Below are 15,974 nucleotides of genomic sequence, written 5' to 3' on the forward strand. Positions count from 1 at the left end.
ACACACACTTGAGCGATCGACATGAATGATCGAGACGCGAATTCCATGACCGCTGCAGCACTGGGTGAGATGAGCGACCGGCAGGCTTCCTCCCTTGACGACGCGATGCCGGATGCGCGCGCGACCGAAGTTCCCACGCTGACCAAGGCCGAACTCGCCGAGATGCTGTTCGACCAGGTGGGCCTGAACAAGCGCGAATCGAAGGATATGGTCGAGGCCTTCTTCGACGTCATCCGCGAAGCGCTGGAGCAGGGCGACAGCGTCAAGCTGTCCGGCTTCGGCAATTTCCAGTTGCGCGACAAGCCGCAGCGGCCCGGCCGCAATCCCAAGACCGGCGAAGTCATTCCAATCACCGCTCGCCGCGTGGTCACGTTCCACGCCAGCCAGAAACTCAAGGGCCTGGTGGAAGAACGCGCGGGCATCGTCGGCTGACGCGTCACCCGAACGGCGGATTGCTTCCCGAAGCCGGCATCGGTATGCTTCTGGGCGCGCACCTGGTGTGCGCCAACCGCATGGCCGGCATGGCCTGACGCTCGTCTACACACCACATGTCGGACAAATCCAGCGATCGCATCGCGTTGCCGCCGATTCCGGCCAAGCGCTACTTCACCATCGGTGAGGTGAGCGAGCTTTGCGCCGTCAAGCCGCACGTCCTGCGCTATTGGGAACAGGAGTTCACGCAACTCAAGCCCGTCAAGCGCCGCGGCAACCGCCGCTACTACCAGCACCATGAAGTCCTGCTGATCCGCCGCATCCGCGAACTGCTCTACGAACAGGGCTTCACCATCAACGGCGCGCGCAATCGCCTCGATGAAGGCCGTCATCACAGTGGGGCAGCGGCAGCGCCTGAGGCCGCAGAGGCTGGCGAAGAAAATGCGGCGGCATTGTCGGTCGACATCGGCGGCCTGCGCAATGAACTGGTCGAAGTGCAGCACCTGCTCGCGCAACTGCGGGAGATCGCGAAGCACGGATAATTTCGACGTCGGGAGCTAGTCATACGGGAAATGCTTCTGTTATAATCTTTTGCTTCGGGGCGTAGCGCAGCCTGGTAGCGTACCTGCATGGGGTGCAGGTGGTCGGAGGTTCAAATCCTCTCGCCCCGACCAGACAGAACCCGCTTGGTGAATAGCCAGGCGGGTTTTTTATTTTCTGCGTGGAAATGGCCGGCCAGTGCGGTAACGCTTTGATACAGCCGTCGCCGATGCCCGTTGCTATGCTCTGCCATCCTCCCGACCGATTCCCCACTTATGTTCCGAAAGCTCTGTGTGGCTACCCTTGCGCTCCTCTGGCTGACGGCCGCGGCTGCCGCACGCGCCGATGACCGCGGCTACCCGAGCGCATATCGTGGCGGTGAGTACCAAGAGAAATTCCGTAGCGGCCCTTGTGAAATCGAACGCGAACAGAAGCGCGATGGCGAATACAAGGAAGAGCGCAAATGCAAGGGCGGCCCGCGTGGCTATGAGCGGAAGCAGAAGTACCGCGACGGCCCTTGCCTGATCGAGCGCGAATGGAAGGACGACGGTGAATACGAAGAGAAGGTCGAATGCAAGCGTGGATAAGTGCATGACCTTTCGGCCCGCCATGCGCGGCGCTGGCTGTTACTGCGAAAAGCAGGCCCGCTTTCTACCTAACCTGTTGCAACGATAGCGATCGCTGCTGTCGTTCTTACTTTTCCTGTGGAGCTTGCGCCATATATGCGCAACGCACGCAAGCACTCGGACGCCCGGGAAGGGCAGGTCGCCGATTGCATCAGCGAGCTTGGTTGGACGCGGCCGGTGCTGGCTGACTCCGGGTAGCCCGCCAAGCTGCCCTATTGGACCGCATCCAATACTCAGGCATGGTGTGGCTCTGACATAGGCCAAAGGTCTTCTCGCTGGACCAGGGAATCGGCTTCGCTGTCGGTGAGACTGTCACTCACAAAGAACTCGCGGCGTTCGACGTTGTTTCCAATGGCACGTTCGAGGGTTACCCGACGATACGTTGCCTGATGCGCAGGGTCGTTCGCGAAGGCTGTTACCGGGCGATAGGTGAGAACGGATGACAAGGTGTTGGGGTTGTCACGGACCGTGGTTCCATGCAGTGGGCCCCCAACGTAGGTAATGTCCATGGCCTGTTGAAGCGCAACGTTCAGCGTTGCGTTCATCAGCGTCTGCCAACCTTCCCCGCTGGCGCGGAATGCATCCAGTATGTCCGCGTCATAGCGAATGCTCACCAGTTCCTTGGTGCTGGCGAGCCTGGGTCGACCGCGGCCGCGCTTGCCGAGCGGCTTCATGGCCTGCATCTCTTTCGCCGAGACCTCGTACGTGTCCGGATCCGCAGCGATGCCGCGGTTGATGGCCGCGTCCTCTTCGTCGGTCGGCACGACGATCTTAGGCTTGGTCGACATAGTTCCTTGCCTCGCGTTTGTTGGCCTTGCGCAGGCTGATGATATGCATTGCATTCCCGCGCTGGGTGAACACCACGCAATAGAGGCGCTCATCAATGACGCCGAGTGATGTCCATACAGAATAATTGTAGCTGCAAATAATGGGTGGACCCAAGATTATCTGTGCTGCAGGATATGAATCCGCATCCTGAGTGCCTGTTGGGCTATACGCGCTGCTCGACCGTTGCCAGAAAAGGCGGCGAGATACCCGGGTTCTCCCGTCATGGCGCGCCGGTACCCTGGCTTAGACTGGTCCCGCTGTACTCACCAGCCCGCCCGCACCCCGCCGCCGCGGGCTGTTTTTTGGGTGGAGGCTAGCGCGCCAGCCTGCGCAACAGCGCGTCATGTCCGCATGCCAGGCCGGCAAGCGCCGTTGCGTCGGCCAGTTCGAATTCGCTGAACTGGAAGGCTGGTGCCACGGTGCAGCCGACCAGGGCGAAGTCCATGCCATCGGCCATATCCACGCGTTCGGCGGCAAACCATTGGCCGGCGGGCACCATTGCCTGGAAGGCCGCGCCGGGATGCCGCAGCGGGTCGCCCAGGCGCTGCGTGACGATGGTGCCGTCCACGATCCGGTGCACGTCCACGGGGGAGCCTGCGTGGTAGTGCCAGAGTTCGTCGGACCGGATGCGATGCCACGCGGAATAGTCGTTGCCGCACAGCATGTAGTGGATCGCGGTGCAGGCTGCGCGTGTGCGGCCGTCCTGGCAGACGACCTGCTCTTCGCCGCGATAGGTTTCGCGGTAGTAGCCGCCTTCCGGATGCGGCTGCAGGTCGAGCGAGCGGATCAGTTGGCTGGCGGTCGGGCTGAGGTCTGGCATGTGGGCAAGCGGCGTGGCGCATCGGCGATGCGGAAGCCGTAGCTTAAAGCAGTGCGAAGCGTGCCTGGCCGGGGCCGACGAGGGTGGGGCGGCTGACCGGGTAGCGGTGACGGGTGCCCTGGGCGTCGAAGGACAGGAAATCCGGCGTCCAGCGCAGGGCCTGCAACTGGAGTGGCTCGATGCCGTCGACGAGGATGGCGCCGGCGTCCACGCAGACACTGCCGCAAGGCAGGCGCAGGGATTCGCTGTCGTCGCCGAAGTAGTAGGCCTCGAGCAGGATGGAATCGGACTGGTACAAGGGCATGGGCAGTATCCGAATACTGTATGGATGTACAGTATAGCTCTGGCCAGCGCTTCGGTCATCCCCGACGATTCTCATTTTCGTGCGCCGCCACACCCTGCGGCGCTGTGCCATTGCCGCGTGGAAGTTGGTGGCAAGCGGTGTCGGCCTGTATTGGTATAACCTGAAAGCGATGCCGGTCGCACAGCATGGTCGTGCCAGGACCGGCAGGGTCGCTGCGGGGGATGCCATGGCGAGGTGCGGGAGCAGGGCTTGCTGGTTTGGTTTGGGCGTGGTGCTGGGCGCGGCGGTGGGCGGTGCCTGCGCCATGCTGGTGCGCACGGCCGCGGAGCGGCGGGTGCTGCGCCAGCCCGATGTGCCGCTGGTGCCGTCCGATCCCACCGCGGATCAGGCGCTGACCGATACTGCCACTGACGTGGTGGAGTACGGCGGCTTCGTGATCCACGTGTATTGCCACGCGCTGGGCATGGGGCGATTCAAGGCCCTGTGCGATATCTGGGAGTCGGGCGCCGTGGTGCTGGAGGGCGGCGCGCCGCCGGCCACGCACGCCACGCCCGAAGATGCGCGCGCCGCGGCGATTTCGTGGGCGCGGCAATGGGTGCAGCACAATGGCTGAGGGCGCCGGCGCGCAATCATCGCCATGACAGGAGATGCCGATGCACGCCTGTGACCTGTGTCATCAGCTGGTGGGCGAACCGTCCAGCGTGCCGCCACACGAGCACCTGGCTGCCTCGGGCATTGCGGCCATGAGCAACCGGTGCAAGGTCGACAGCCGCTGGCGCTGCACCGGCTGCGGCGCCTGGATGTACCAGAGCACGGCATTGGGTGAGCCGCCGAATATGTGGCGAATGGGCGCGCGCCCGGTCGACTGGCCTGATAATCACGGCTGAGCAGGCATGGCCGCGCCGCCACCGGGCAGTGCGGCCATGCCCCGTATCGCGCCCGGCTCAGGCTCTCGGGCGTCTGTTTCAAGGAGATTTCATGTTTGTTTGTGGGAACCAGGCTTGCGGTGCGCGCTGGGAGCCGAATGAGGTGCAGATCCGCAATGAAGGGCAGGGTCCCGTGTTCCGTTGCCCGCAGTGCGGCGCACGCAATCACGTCCAGGCACGCATCGCGCGCGACGGCAGCACGGTCTACCGCCAGGTGGCGGCGAAGCCGGTACCGCGCTAGCCCGGATCGGCGGACGGCAAGCCATGTCACCCCACGCATGTGGGGTCAAATCCACATGGTTGCCGCCTTAAGCTTGCTCAGGCGGGACCGTTATACACAATCATGGACTTTGCCGACCTTCCTCAAGACTCTGCCTCCAATGCTGAACGCATGGGCTGGGCGAACGCTTCGCCGGAAGTGATCGCCAAGGTATTGAATTCAGCACTGGCAGCGCAGGACCTCTCAGGGTTTGCCGCGCTGCTGTCGGATATCGCGCGTGACCGCGGCCTCAAGGGCGAGCGTGCCGCGCACCAGTCGATCTACGACATGCCGTACGCCAGCCTGCTGCCCAGGCAGAAACACCTGCTTTCCGATGCCTTCGACCTGCTGGTCCTGCTCGGGCTGGAACTGCGCCCGCGTGGCGCCGGCGCCGGCATCGGTGACGATGCGGACCTCGACACGGACGCGGAAGCAGACGAATAAGCGCGGGCTGGCCAGCGCTATGCGCGTTCCAGCATGCCGATCTCGCGCACCGCGACCGACAGCATCGACAGCCCCGCAGCCCCCGAGGCGCGCTGGTCGGCCAGCATGCGCGTAAAGCGTTCCAGCGCGCCATGACGGCTGGAGCGCCAGGCATCGATCATGGCTTCGGGCGTATCCAGTTCACCCGCCTGTGACAGCACGCTGACGGTCAGTGCGCGCTTGAGCCGCCCCAGGTCTTCCAGCGTGGTGGTGCGTGCCAGCAGGTCCCAGTGCGTGTCCGATGGCAGCGCCAGCGCGCGCTCGCGCAGCCAGCTGAAGCTCAGGTGGCTGTCCAGCGCGAAATAAACCCCCGCCACCAGGTCCAGGCTGCGTTCGCATGCGGTGGCCACTTCGGCGATATCGAGCGCGGCGGCGGAGATCTCGCTGCCGGCCACGCGCACAGCCAGCGCTTCGTCGACCCCTGCATCCGTCAAGGCCCGGGTGCGCTCTGACAGTGCCGTCGCATCGGCCGGCGGCAGCAGCCGCGGCAGTTGCGGGGCCAGCCATTGCGCGGCCTGGGCAAAGCGCGCCAGGTCCTCGGCGGCCTTGCTGCCGCTGCGCAGATAGCGGATGAACCACAGGCACGCGCGCTCCAGCAGCAGCGCCACGGCCCCGAACATGCGCGCCTGCTCGGCATCGGCCACACGGTTGTCCAGCGCATCGATCTCCTGCCACAGGGTGGTCAGGCCGAAGACATCGCGTGCGATCAGGCAGGCGCGCACGATATCGGCCGGGCGTGCGTCGGTCTCTTCCATGATCCGGTGCACGAAGGTGGCGCCGATACGGTTGACCAGCATATTGGTCAGGTGCGTCGACAGGATCTCGCGCCGCAGCGGGTGGCGCTGCATCGCGTCGGCGTAACGCTGGCGCAGCGGCACCGGGAAATAGTCCGACAGCAGTCCGGCGACCAGCGTGTCTTCCGGCACGTCGGAGGCCAGCAGTTCGTCGTACAGCCACATCTTGCTGTAGGCAAGCAGCACGGCACGCTCGGGCGATGCCAGGCCTTCATCGGCCAGCTTGCGCTCGGCGATTTCTTCCTCCGAAGGCAGGAACTCCAGCGGCCGGTTGAGCCGTCCGGCGCGCTCCAGCCAGCGCACCAGGCGCGCCTCGCCGTCGAGCAGCGCGGGGCTGCTGCGCCCGGCCACGGACAGTGCCTGGGTCTGGTAGTAGTTGTCCTGCAGCACCAGCAGGCCGACCTCGTCGGTCATCTCGGCCAGCAGCTTATTGCGCTGCTTCTCGGTCATTTCGCCGTCGGCAACCACCAGCCCGAGCAGGATCTTGATATTGACCTCGTGGTCCGAGCAGTCCACCCCGGCCGAGTTGTCGATGGCGTCGGTGTTGATGCGCCCGCCCTTGCGCGCGAACTCGATGCGGCCCAGCTGGGTGAAGCCGAGGTTGCCGCCTTCGCCGACCACCTTGCAGCGCAGGTCATTGCCGTTGACACGCACCGCGTCGTTGGTGCGGTCGCCGGCCTGCAGGTGGGTTTCCTGGCTGGACTTGACGTAGGTGCCGATGCCGCCGTTGTAGAGCAGGTCGACCGGCGCCATCAGGATGGCGTGGATCAGCTCGGCCGGCGACAGCGTGGCTGCCGTGACCCCCAGCACCGCCTGCACCTGCGGCGACAGCGCGATGGTCTTGGCGCTGCGCGGATAGATGCCGCCGCCGGCGGAGATCAGCGTGGCGTCGTAGTCGGCCCAGCTGGAGCGGGGCAGGCCGAACAGCCGCGTGCGCTCCTGCAGGCTCCTTGCCGTGTCCGGGTCGGGATCGAGGAAGATATGCCGGTGGTCGAACGCCGCCACCAGCCGGATATGCGGCGACAGCAGCATGCCGTTGCCGAACACGTCGCCCGACATGTCGCCGATGCCGGCCACGGTGAAGTCCGTGGTCTGGATATCGACACCCATCTCGCGGAAATGCCGCTTGACCGATTCCCACGCACCGCGCGCGGTAATGCCCATCTTCTTGTGGTCATAGCCGACCGAGCCCCCGGACGCAAAGGCATCGCCCAGCCAGAAGCCGTATTCGGCCGAGATCGCGTTGGCGAAGTCGGAGAACGTCGCGGTGCCCTTGTCGGCGGCGACCACCAGGTAGGGGTCGTTGTCGTCGTGGCGCACCACCTCGGGTGGCGGCACCAGCTGGCCGCCGACGAGGTTGTCGGTCAGGTCCAGCAGCCCGCGCAGGAAGGTCTGGTAGCAGGCAATGCCCTCCTGCAGGAATGCATCGCGGTCGGTGGGCGGGGGCGGGCGCTTGACCACGAAGCCGCCCTTGGAGCCCACCGGAACGATCACCGTGTTCTTGACCATCTGCGCCTTCATCAGGCCCAGCACTTCAGTGCGGAAGTCCTCGCGCCGGTCTGACCAGCGCAGTCCGCCGCGGGCCACGCGCCCGCCGCGCAGGTGCACGCCCTCAACGCGCGGCGAGTAGACCCAGATCTCGAACATCGGGCGCGGCTCGGGCAGGCCGGGGACCAGCGCGGGATTGAACTTGAACGACACATACGGGCGCGGCTGGCCTTCCTCGCCGCGGTGGAAATAGTTGGTGCGCACGGTGGCGTTGATCACGCCCAGGAAGAGCCGCAGGATGCGGTCCTCATCCAGGTTGGGCACCTTGTCCAGCGCCGCGCCGATATCGGCCAGCAGCTTGTCGCAGCGCGCCTGGCGGGCGGTGTCGGTGGCGACCTCGCTGAAGGTGTCGAAGCGCGCCACGAACAGGCCGACCAGCATGGCGGCAATGGCCGCGTTGCCGGTCAGCGCGCGCTCGATATAGGCGTCACTGAAGGTCGAGCCCACCTGGCGCAGGTAGCGGGCATAGGCGCGCAGGATGGTGACGTCGCGTGCGGCCAGCTCGGCGCGCAGCACCAGGCGGTTGAAGTCATCGTTCTCGATCTCGCCGTGCCAGGCGCGCGCGAAGGCATCCTCGAACAAGGCCTTGACGCGCGCGATGTCGAATTCCGCCGCGCTGCCGCTGTCGGCAATCTCCAGCCCGAAGTCGTGCACCCATACCGGCGCGCCGCTGTCGGGTTCGATCAGGTAGGGGCGCTCTTCATCCACGCGCACGCCCAGGTGTTCCAGCATGGGCAGGCTGTGCGACAGCGCGATCGGCTCGCCGGCACGGTACACCTTGAAGCGGAACACCCCCGGCGCGGCCTCGATCGGCCGGTACAGGTTCATCGCCATGCCGTTGCCGCGCAGCGCGTGCTCCATCAGCTCGATATCGCGCACCGCGGTGCGGGCCGGGTAGTCCTCACGGTAGCCGGCGGGGAACGAGCCGCCGTAGCGCTGCAGCAGCCGGTTGCCTTGCTCTTCGCCGTGGCTTTCATGCAGGGCTTCAGCGAGATCGTCCTGCCAGCGGCGGCTGGCGTGCACGATGCGCGCCTCCAGCTCGCGCGTATCAACGTGCGGCATGGTGCCGGGCTCGCCGCGCACGGTGAGCTGGATGCGCGCCAGCGGCGACTCGGACAGCAGTGGCGTGAACTCGCAACTGGTGCCGTGGAAAGCCGCGGTCAGCAGCTTCTGGATCTTCTGGCGCAGGTCGGTGTTGTACTTGTCGCGCGGCACGAACACCAGGCACGAGACAAAGCGGTCGAAGCGGTCGCGCCGCACAAAGAGCCGGGTGCGCTGGTGTTCCTGCAGCCGCAGGATGCCGGTGGTGATGTCGAACAGTTCGTCCTCGGTGGCCTGGAACAGTTCATCGCGCGGATATTGCTCAAGGATGGTCACCATCGACTTGTACAGGTGCCCCTTGGCCAGGAAGCCCGCGCGCGCCAGGATATTGGCGCACTTGCGCCGCACCAGCGGAATTTCCGCGATCGGCGCCATATAGGCAGTCGAGGTGTACAGGCCGACAAAGCGCCGCTCGCCGAACAGCTGCCCGTTTTCATCGAGCAGCTTGACGCCGATATAGTCGAGATAGCCCGGCCGGTGCACGGTGGCGCGCGAATTGGCCTTGGTCAGGAAGATCGGCGAGGCCCCTTCGATGATCGCGGTGGCCGCGGCGGGCAGCAGCGTGAGGTCTTCGGCATCAGGCTCGCGCAGGCTTTCGCGCAGGATGCCCGCGCCCGAGCCCGGCACGCCGCGCAGGAAGTAGCGGCCGTCCTGCGACACCAGCTGGTAGTCACGCTGGCCGAGGAAGGAGAAGTGGTCATCCATCATCCAGTCCAGGAAGGCGCGCGCTTCGGCGCTTTCCGGCGAGGCCGCGTCGGGCGCCTGCGCCATCGCGGCGATGGTGGCCTGGGTGATGTCGCACATCTTCGGCCAGTCTTCCACCGCCGCGCGCACGTCGACCAGCACCTGCGCAATGGCGCTGCGCAGCGCTTCCAGCCGCGCGGCCTCGCCGCTGCGGTCGATCTCGAAATGGATAAACGATTCCAGGCGCGAACTGTCCCCGGTCTCGCCGGCGCCGCCCGGGGCGATCCGCTCGATGCCGCCGCGCGCGTCGCGCCAGACCCGGAACACGGGATGGATGGCCGAGTGCAGCGCCAGTCCCTGCCGGTTGATCTCCATCGTCACCGAGTCGACCAGGAAGGGCATGTCGTCATTGACGATCTCGACCACGGTGTGGTCCGAATGCCAGCCGTGCTCTTCCAGGTTGGGGTTGTAGACGCGGATGCGCGCACTGCCGGGGGTGAATTTCTGGGCGGTCTGCCAGTGCGCCATCACGGCGCCGTAGAGATCGTCGACGTCGCGCTGGAGCAGGTCCTCGGCGTCGGCCTGGTCGTAGTAGTGCAGCAGGAAGGGCTCGACCACGGCGAACATCGCCGCCGGCAGCCGCTCGCGCGCGAAGCTGGCCAGTTCGTCCAGCAGGTGCGCGACCTTGTCTTCGTTCTCCTGCGGCATGATCCCTCCTCGCGGTGTCGATGGGCGGCCCGCGGCATGTGCCGGGGCATGCTCATACTTTAGGAAAAAACCGCTTGCCCGGCGCAAGAAAAGTGGCGGGTATGACGATGGCGCGTGAAGAAAGGTGGGCGGCTCCCGCTGCTGCCCGCGGGACGGCTTGCGCGGCGCTCAGAGGCGCGTGGCGGCGAGGGTGGGGCAGGAGGTGGGGCGGTGCGCGACCGGCGGCAGGCCGGGGCAATGCGAGGGCGCGGCAGCCGTCTCCTGCCGGGCGGCTTCGGTGCCGGCGCGAACCTGGCGCGTGGTGTGGTCGCTCAGCGTGGTCTTCATCCGCTCCAGCAGGGTGCCCAGCGCAGCACGCTCTTGCGGACTGAACGCTGCCACCGACACGCTGTGCAGCGCGCTGAGGGCCTGCGCGGTGCGCTGCAGCCGGTTGGCTGCGCTTGCTGCAATGCGGGGCGCCTGGGTGCCGGCGTATTCGATCCAGCCGTCGCGCTGCAGTTCATCCAGCATCTTCTCGGAACGAGCGGCATCGATCGGCATCGGGCCCGTCAAGGGCGAGCCGCGCACGAACGCATCCTGGCGGATGGCCCGCAGCAGCAGCCACTGGGCGTAGTTCAGGCCAGAGGCGCACAGCGTCTGTTCCAACGCACCCTGCCAGGCGGTTACGGCATCAACCAGGGCAAGGACAACCGGCTCGCTGGGTTCGAGGGGTCTTGGCTGCATGAATGGCGTCTCCTGTTTTGGTTTGCCGCCACTGCGATGCGCTGGCATCCGTCGTGCGGGTACCAGGGGCCGGAGCATGGCCGGCCCGGGCGGCACGGACGCCGCAGCCTCTCTGGCGGGGCACGGTCGACCGATGGGCCAGACACTACCAGAATCTTTTGCCGGAATTGTGACAGGTCGGGAATGCCCTGTGGCACCACAGGGACATAGTATCCCGCACGACCCCTGGCATGGCTTTGACTATGAATAAAGCGACTGGAAGCCATGACTTTAAATCACAGCCAGAATATATGCGGCTGGCTACACTGCCTGCCGGAGACCCCGCCAACGAGCCTTCAGGCCAGCAGGGGCGCGCGGCGCGGGCACGGGCCCGGCCGCCAGACCGGAGATAAGGATGTACAAGGAACGCATTCGCCTGGCCAGGCTGCACGACAAGGTAGTCTCGGCCGACGAAGCCGCCGCGCTGATCCGCGATGGCATGACGGTTGGGATGAGCGGTTTCACGCGCGCGGGCGACTGCAAGGAAGTCCCGTTTGCGCTGGCGCGGCGCGCGGCCACCGAGCCGCTGCGCATCACCCTGATGACCGGCGCGTCGCTGGGCAATGACATCGATCGGGTATTGGCCGAGGCGGACGTGATTGCGCGCCGCCTGCCGTTCCAGTCCGACGCGACGCTGCGCCGCAAGATCAACGCAGGCGAAGTGATGTTCATCGACCAGCACCTGTCCGAGACCGTGGAGCAACTGCGCTCCGGCCAGATCGCACCGGTGGACGTTGCCGTGGTGGAAGCGGTGGCGATTACCGAGCAGGGCGGCATCATCCCCAGCACCTCGGTCGGCAACTCGGCCAGCTTCGCCATGCTGGCGCGCAAGGTGATCGTCGAGATCAACCTGAACATGCCGCTGGAGCTGGAAGGGCTGCACGACATCTACTTCCCGGTGCAGCGCCCGTACCGCCAGCCGATCCCGCTGATTGCGCCCGAGCAGCGCATTGGCCTGCCGTATATCCCCATCGATCCCGAGAAGATCGCGGCCATCGTCATCACCGCCAAGGACGATAGCCCGTCCAACGCGCTGCCGCCGGATGCCGATACCCGCAATATCGCCGGCCATCTCAACGATTTCCTGCTGCGCGAAGTCCGCGCCGGCAGGCTCTCGCCCTCGCTGCAGCCGCTGCAGGCGGGCATTGGCACCATTGCCAACGCGGTGTTGCACGGCATGGTCGATTCACCGTTCCGTGACCTGCAGATGTATTCCGAGGTGCTGCAGGACAGCACCATCGAACTTCTGGATGCGGGGCGGCTGGCGTTTGCCTCGGCCTCTTCGGTGACGCTGACGCGCGAGGTGTACCAGCGCTTCCTGTCGAACCTGGACCGCTATCGCTCGCGCCTGCTGCTGCGTCCGCAGGAGATCAGCAACCATCCTGAGATCCTGCGCCGGCTCGGGCTGATTACCATCAACACGGCGCTGGAGTGCGACATCTACGGCAACGTCAACTCCACGCATGTGGGGGGCACGCACATGATGAACGGCATCGGTGGCTCCGGCGATTTTGCGCGCAATGCGCACCTGTCGGTATTCGTGACCAAGTCGGTGGCCAAGGGCGGCGATATCTCGAGCATCGTGCCGATGGTGGCGCACGTGGACCATACCGAGCACGACGTCGACATCATCGTCACCGAGCACGGCCTGGCCGACCTGCGCGGCCTGGCGCCGCGCGAACGCGCGCGCACGGTCATCGACAACTGTGCCGACCCGCAATACCGCGAGCTGCTGGGCGACTACTTCCGGCGCGCCAGCACCCATGGCGGCCAGACCCCGCACCTGCTGGAAGAGGCGCTGTCCTGGCATGTCGGCTTCCGCGACCGCGGCACCATGCTGCCCGCGCAGCCGGCCCAGGCGATGGCTGCCTGAGCGCCGCCTCCGCCAAAAAGCAAAACAGCCCGCGCAAGCGGGCTGTTTGCCTTGGTGCCGCCGGTTGGCGGCGGGGCAGGCTTACTGCGCCTTGCCGCCCTGGCTGGCAGGCGCCTTGGCGCCATCGGTGTACGGATCAGCCTTGCCGGCCTTGGCGCCGTCGGTGTACGGATCGAACTTGCCGGACTTGGCGCCATCCGTGTTCGGGTCGAACTTCTTGCCCGAGTTGGTCAGGTCCGACTTGGTCGATTGCTTGGCGCCATCGGTGTACGGGTCGAACTTGCCGGATTTGGCGGGGTTCTGGTTCGGGCTGGCCTTCTTGGTGTGGCTGCCACCGTAGAGATCGCCGCCTTCGGTGTAGTTCTTCTGCGCATAGACCTGCGTCGCGCCCAGCGCGGCCAGTGCTGCAACGATCAGGGTCGAAACGGTCTTCTTCAGCATCTTGCTTATCCTCGCGATTGACGGTCGCGCAGCACCTGCGCGAATCCGGTTTTGGGGCCGAGCTTGGCCGGTGACGGCCGGGCACATGTGGCGGAACACCCGGTTAATGTACCGAGTCAGCGCTTGTCCGCAAAGTGAAAGTTTCTTCTACAAGTATTGAATACCGATGGCGTTGCCTGCGTACTGCGCCGGATCAAATGCAACGATCCTGGGACAGATGTGGGTGACTGATGGCACATTTTCAACCGGCAGCCATAAAAAAACCGGCTGCCAGGTGGCAGCCGGTCATGACCCCTCGCGGGACGGTTTCGCCGTGCGGTTATTCCAGTGTGATGTTCTGGTCGCGTGCGATCTTCTTGCGCAGGTCCAGCTCGCGCTTGATCTGGGCGGCGTACTGCGCCGGGGTGTTGCCGTCGGTGTAGGCACCGCTGTCGGCCAGGCGGCGCTTGACGTTGGGGTCCTGCAGCGCCTTGACCGCGGCATCATGCACGCGCGTGATGATTGCCGTGGGCGTGCCGGCCGGGGCCACCAGTCCGTACCAGGCCATGTTGTTCATGTCCTTCATGCCGGCTTCGGCAAAGGTCGGCACGTCTGGCAGGCCCTCGACCCGCTTGGGCGCCGCCACTGCCAGCGCGCGCAGCTTGCCGGCCTGGATATGCGGCATCGACGACGGCAGGTTGTCGAACTGCGCGTTGACCTGGCCGGCCAGCGTGTCGTTCAGCGCAGGGCCCGATCCGCGGTAGGGGATATGGACCATGTCGGTCTTGGTAATGTCCTTGAACAGCTCGCCGTCCAGGTGCGAGATGCTGCCCTTGCCGGCCGAGGCGTAGCTGTACTTGCCGGGGCTGGCCTGCAGCATCGCGACGAACTCCTTCAGGGTCTTGGCCGGCACCTTCGGGTTGACCGTCAGCACGTTCGGCACGTTGACCAGGTTGGTGATCGGCGCGAAGTCCTTGAGCGGGTCGTACGGGTTCTTGGGGTTGGTGGCGGGGTTGGTCGCCATCGTGCTGACGGTGGCGATGCCCAGCGTGTAGCCGTCCGGGGCGGACTTGGCGAGCGCGTCGGCGCCGATAGCGCCGCCACCGCCGCCGCGGTTTTCCACCACCACCGGCTGGCCCAGCTCGCGGCCGAGGCCGTCGGAGACCGCGCGCGCAACGATGTCGGTGGTGCCGCCGGCCGCGAACGGAACGATCAGGCGGATCGGCTTGTTGGGGTAGGACTGGGCCTGGGCCAGGCCGTGGGCCAGGCCAAGGGCCGCGATGCAGGCGGCTGCGCCGGCGTTGATAACTGCTTTCAAGGAGTGCCTCCGTTCTTCTTTCACTGATTCGCCAGGCAGGCTGCAGGCGTTTCTTCGGACCCAGACCTTTCGTCTGCGCCCCGCGCTGTCACGGATCCCCGCGCTGGCATGACCGGGCCGTGCCGGGATGCGGCGACGGCCGGCACCTTGCGATAGTTCCGCGATACGGAACTATGTTCCACAATGTGCGCGGATGCGATTCAACCGGGAAAGCGGGCGCAGGGGAATTGGTGAGAACCCGCGTATCAAGAAACCGGCAGCGATGCCGACCGCGCGCGCAAAGCAGCGCGGCGGAAATGAAAAAAGCCGGAAGCAAGGCTTCCGGCTTTTCCTGAATTCGCTGGTGGGGCGTGAGTGACTCGAACACTCGACCTACGGATTAAGAGTCCGCTGCTCTACCAACTGAGCTAACGCCCCAACGAAGAAAAAGATTGTAGCAAGGTATCGGATAAGACGCAATAGCCTTCGCGCAATTTTTGCGAGCCAGGCTGCACTGGCCGCTACAATGCCAGGCCACCGCGCGCATCCCGCCGCGCGGTGGTTCCGATCCACCAGCTTGCCCAGCCCATGCACGCCAGAGTCCTGCGCTATCTCGACGAGGTCGTCCGCCGCGGTTCGATCCGCAAGGCGGCCGAGCAACTGCATGTGGCGCCGACCGCGGTCAACCGCCAGATCCTGGACCTGGAGGCGGAACTGGGCGCGCCGCTGTTCGAGCGCATCAACAAGCGGCTGCGGCTGACGCCGCTGGGCGAGATGGTGCTGGCCCACGTGCGCCAGACGCTGCGCGAGCACGATGCGCTGCGCGAGCGCATCGAGGACTTCAAGGGTGCTCGCCGCGGCGAGGTCACCGTGGCGGTCACGGCCGGCCTGGCGGGCTCGCTGATGCCGTCGCTGGTGCATGACTTCCGCCAGCGCTACCCGGGCATCGTGGTGCGCGTCGCCGACCTGCCGGTGGCCGACATCATCGCGGCGGTGGAGCAGGGCGACGCCGACCTGGGCCTTGGCTATGACCTGCCTGAGCTGCCCGCCTTCCGCGCGCTGGCCACCAGCGACTGGCAGATCGGCGCGGTGGTGCCGCCGGGCCATGCGCTGGCGGCCCGGCAATCGGCGCTGCTGAGCGAATGCGTCGGCTATCCGCTGATCCTGCCGGCGCCCTCGCTGTCGATCCGCGCCATCCTTGACGCGGCCTTTGCCCGCAATGCGATCGAGGTCTCGCCGGTGGCGGAGTCCACCTCGACCGCGCTGATCCGGCAACTGGTGATGCTGGGCACCGGCATCGCGCTGCTGAACCCGCTCGATGTGATGGAAGAGCGCGCCCGCCAGGCGCTGGTCTACGTGCCACTGCGCGACCGCCACCTGCAGGGCCAGACGCTGACGCTGGTGGCGCGCGCTCGCGGCCCGCTCAGCGCCGCGGCCGAGTTGATGGCCGAGCGCATCGGCGACGCGCTGGCGGTGTTGTTCGCGCAGGCGCGCTGAGCAACAGGGTGTCTCGGGTGTCCACTTTTTGTGGACAGGATGATCGGAATTCTGCGCTTGGGGGATGGCACC

16 protein-coding genes, 2 tRNA genes and 1 pseudogene are annotated in these 15,974 nt (G+C 66.0%); 10 read left to right on the forward strand and 9 right to left on the reverse strand.

Annotation, left to right across the window (positions count from 1 at the left end; all coding sequences use genetic code 11):
* Positions 1-21 precede the first annotated feature (21 nt).
* From AC3WVS_RS23145 to AC3WVS_RS23160, 4 genes are all read left to right on the forward strand, one after another.
* Complete coding sequence (locus tag AC3WVS_RS23145; RefSeq protein WP_037024300.1) at positions 22-432, forward strand: integration host factor subunit alpha; 411 nt, start codon at positions 22-24, stop codon at positions 430-432.
* Between the two features lie 116 nt (positions 433-548).
* Positions 549-974: a MerR family transcriptional regulator gene (locus tag AC3WVS_RS23150; RefSeq protein ID WP_492320488.1), complete on the forward strand. Its 426-nt coding sequence runs from the start codon at positions 549-551 to the stop codon at positions 972-974.
* Between the two features lie 55 nt (positions 975-1,029).
* Positions 1,030-1,106: transfer RNA gene (locus AC3WVS_RS23155), tRNA-Pro, on the forward strand.
* A gap of 141 nt (positions 1,107-1,247) precedes the next feature.
* The gene (locus tag AC3WVS_RS23160) at positions 1,248-1,559 is read left to right on the forward strand and encodes a hypothetical protein (protein WP_492320489.1); all 312 of its coding nucleotides are present in this window, start codon (positions 1,248-1,250) and stop codon (positions 1,557-1,559) included.
* A 551-nt stretch (positions 1,560-2,110) separates the two neighbouring features.
* Here the strand turns inward: AC3WVS_RS23160 and AC3WVS_RS23165 are convergent.
* From AC3WVS_RS23165 to AC3WVS_RS23180, 4 genes and pseudogenes are all read right to left on the reverse strand, one after another.
* A pseudogene (locus tag AC3WVS_RS23165) lies at positions 2,111-2,386 on the reverse strand (BrnA antitoxin family protein); the annotation flags it as partial.
* The gene (locus AC3WVS_RS23170) at positions 2,370-2,540 is read right to left on the reverse strand and encodes a BrnT family toxin (protein WP_492320490.1); all 171 of its coding nucleotides are present in this window, start codon (positions 2,538-2,540) and stop codon (positions 2,370-2,372) included. The pseudogene AC3WVS_RS23165 and the gene AC3WVS_RS23170, both read right to left, overlap by 17 nt.
* Positions 2,541-2,739: 199 nt before the next feature.
* On the reverse strand, positions 2,740-3,246 hold the full coding sequence (locus AC3WVS_RS23175) for a cupin domain-containing protein (protein ID WP_492320491.1): 507 nt from the start codon (positions 3,244-3,246) through the stop codon (positions 2,740-2,742).
* A gap of 43 nt (positions 3,247-3,289) precedes the next feature.
* Entirely contained in the window at positions 3,290-3,550 is a 261-nt protein-coding gene (locus AC3WVS_RS23180) for a hypothetical protein (protein WP_492320492.1), read from the reverse strand.
* Positions 3,551-3,854: 304 nt separating this feature from the next.
* On the opposite strand from AC3WVS_RS23180, the gene AC3WVS_RS23185 reads away from it, so the two are divergent.
* From AC3WVS_RS23185 to AC3WVS_RS23200, 4 genes are all read left to right on the forward strand, one after another.
* Positions 3,855-4,163: a DUF6566 family protein gene (locus AC3WVS_RS23185; protein WP_234788122.1), complete on the forward strand. Its 309-nt coding sequence runs from the start codon at positions 3,855-3,857 to the stop codon at positions 4,161-4,163.
* A gap of 40 nt (positions 4,164-4,203) precedes the next feature.
* Complete coding sequence (locus AC3WVS_RS23190; protein WP_492320493.1) at positions 4,204-4,437, forward strand: hypothetical protein; 234 nt, start codon at positions 4,204-4,206, stop codon at positions 4,435-4,437.
* Between the two features lie 91 nt (positions 4,438-4,528).
* Positions 4,529-4,717, forward strand: a complete 189-nt coding sequence (locus AC3WVS_RS23195) for a hypothetical protein (RefSeq protein ID WP_492320494.1) — start codon at positions 4,529-4,531, stop codon at positions 4,715-4,717.
* A 102-nt stretch (positions 4,718-4,819) separates the two neighbouring features.
* On the forward strand, positions 4,820-5,179 hold the full coding sequence (locus AC3WVS_RS23200) for a hypothetical protein (protein ID WP_492320495.1): 360 nt from the start codon (positions 4,820-4,822) through the stop codon (positions 5,177-5,179).
* Positions 5,180-5,196: 17 nt separating this feature from the next.
* Here the strand turns inward: AC3WVS_RS23200 and AC3WVS_RS23205 are convergent, their stop codons facing one another.
* Positions 5,197-10,053 (reverse strand): NAD-glutamate dehydrogenase, encoded by a 4,857-nt coding sequence (locus tag AC3WVS_RS23205; RefSeq protein ID WP_492320496.1) that lies wholly within the window; start codon positions 10,051-10,053, stop codon positions 5,197-5,199.
* A gap of 168 nt (positions 10,054-10,221) precedes the next feature.
* A complete protein-coding gene (locus AC3WVS_RS23210) occupies positions 10,222-10,776 on the reverse strand; it encodes a MarR family transcriptional regulator (protein WP_492320497.1) in 555 nt (184 codons plus the stop codon).
* Positions 10,777-11,170: 394 nt separating this feature from the next.
* Between AC3WVS_RS23210 and scpC the strand changes: the two genes are divergently transcribed.
* On the forward strand, positions 11,171-12,688 hold the full coding sequence (gene scpC, locus AC3WVS_RS23215; protein WP_492320498.1) for a succinyl-CoA:acetate CoA-transferase ScpC: 1,518 nt from the start codon (positions 11,171-11,173) through the stop codon (positions 12,686-12,688).
* 81 nt (positions 12,689-12,769) lie between these two features.
* Here scpC and AC3WVS_RS23220 read toward each other — a convergent pair whose 3' ends face one another.
* The 3 genes from AC3WVS_RS23220 to AC3WVS_RS23230 all read right to left on the reverse strand — a co-directional run bounded on the left by AC3WVS_RS23220 (position 12,770) and on the right by AC3WVS_RS23230 (position 14,843).
* The gene (locus AC3WVS_RS23220; protein ID WP_479941575.1) at positions 12,770-13,129 is read right to left on the reverse strand and encodes a hypothetical protein; all 360 of its coding nucleotides are present in this window, start codon (positions 13,127-13,129) and stop codon (positions 12,770-12,772) included.
* 319 nt (positions 13,130-13,448) lie between these two features.
* Positions 13,449-14,426, reverse strand: a complete 978-nt coding sequence (locus AC3WVS_RS23225) for a tripartite tricarboxylate transporter substrate binding protein BugE (protein WP_492320499.1) — start codon at positions 14,424-14,426, stop codon at positions 13,449-13,451.
* Positions 14,427-14,767: 341 nt separating this feature from the next.
* A tRNA-Lys gene (locus tag AC3WVS_RS23230) sits at positions 14,768-14,843 on the reverse strand.
* A 150-nt stretch (positions 14,844-14,993) separates the two neighbouring features.
* On the opposite strand from AC3WVS_RS23230, the gene AC3WVS_RS23235 reads away from it, so the two are divergent.
* Positions 14,994-15,902, forward strand: a complete 909-nt coding sequence (locus tag AC3WVS_RS23235) for a LysR family transcriptional regulator (protein ID WP_492320500.1) — start codon at positions 14,994-14,996, stop codon at positions 15,900-15,902.
* Positions 15,903-15,974: the final 72 nt, after the last annotated feature.

Source organism: Cupriavidus sp. CPT47-8839-RL05A (genome assembly GCF_058792255.1).

Coding starts and splice junctions, on each gene's coding strand:
- AC3WVS_RS23145 (WP_037024300.1), top strand. CDS start 22: ATGAATGATCGAGACGCGAATTCCATGACCGCTGCAGCACTGGGTGAG.
- AC3WVS_RS23150 (WP_492320488.1), top strand. CDS start 549: ATGTCGGACAAATCCAGCGATCGCATCGCGTTGCCGCCGATTCCGGCC.
- AC3WVS_RS23160 (WP_492320489.1), top strand. CDS start 1,248: ATGTTCCGAAAGCTCTGTGTGGCTACCCTTGCGCTCCTCTGGCTGACG.
- AC3WVS_RS23175 (WP_492320491.1), bottom strand. CDS start 3,246: ATGCCAGACCTCAGCCCGACCGCCAGCCAACTGATCCGCTCGCTCGAC.
- AC3WVS_RS23180 (WP_492320492.1), bottom strand. CDS start 3,550: ATGCCCTTGTACCAGTCCGATTCCATCCTGCTCGAGGCCTACTACTTC.
- AC3WVS_RS23185 (WP_234788122.1), top strand. CDS start 3,855: ATGCTGGTGCGCACGGCCGCGGAGCGGCGGGTGCTGCGCCAGCCCGAT.
- AC3WVS_RS23190 (WP_492320493.1), top strand. CDS start 4,204: ATGCACGCCTGTGACCTGTGTCATCAGCTGGTGGGCGAACCGTCCAGC.
- AC3WVS_RS23195 (WP_492320494.1), top strand. CDS start 4,529: ATGTTTGTTTGTGGGAACCAGGCTTGCGGTGCGCGCTGGGAGCCGAAT.
- AC3WVS_RS23200 (WP_492320495.1), top strand. CDS start 4,820: ATGGACTTTGCCGACCTTCCTCAAGACTCTGCCTCCAATGCTGAACGC.
- AC3WVS_RS23205 (WP_492320496.1), bottom strand. CDS start 10,053: ATGCCGCAGGAGAACGAAGACAAGGTCGCGCACCTGCTGGACGAACTG.
- AC3WVS_RS23210 (WP_492320497.1), bottom strand. CDS start 10,776: ATGCAGCCAAGACCCCTCGAACCCAGCGAGCCGGTTGTCCTTGCCCTG.
- scpC (WP_492320498.1), top strand. CDS start 11,171: ATGTACAAGGAACGCATTCGCCTGGCCAGGCTGCACGACAAGGTAGTC.
- AC3WVS_RS23220 (WP_479941575.1), bottom strand. CDS start 13,129: ATGCTGAAGAAGACCGTTTCGACCCTGATCGTTGCAGCACTGGCCGCG.
- AC3WVS_RS23235 (WP_492320500.1), top strand. CDS start 14,994: ATGCACGCCAGAGTCCTGCGCTATCTCGACGAGGTCGTCCGCCGCGGT.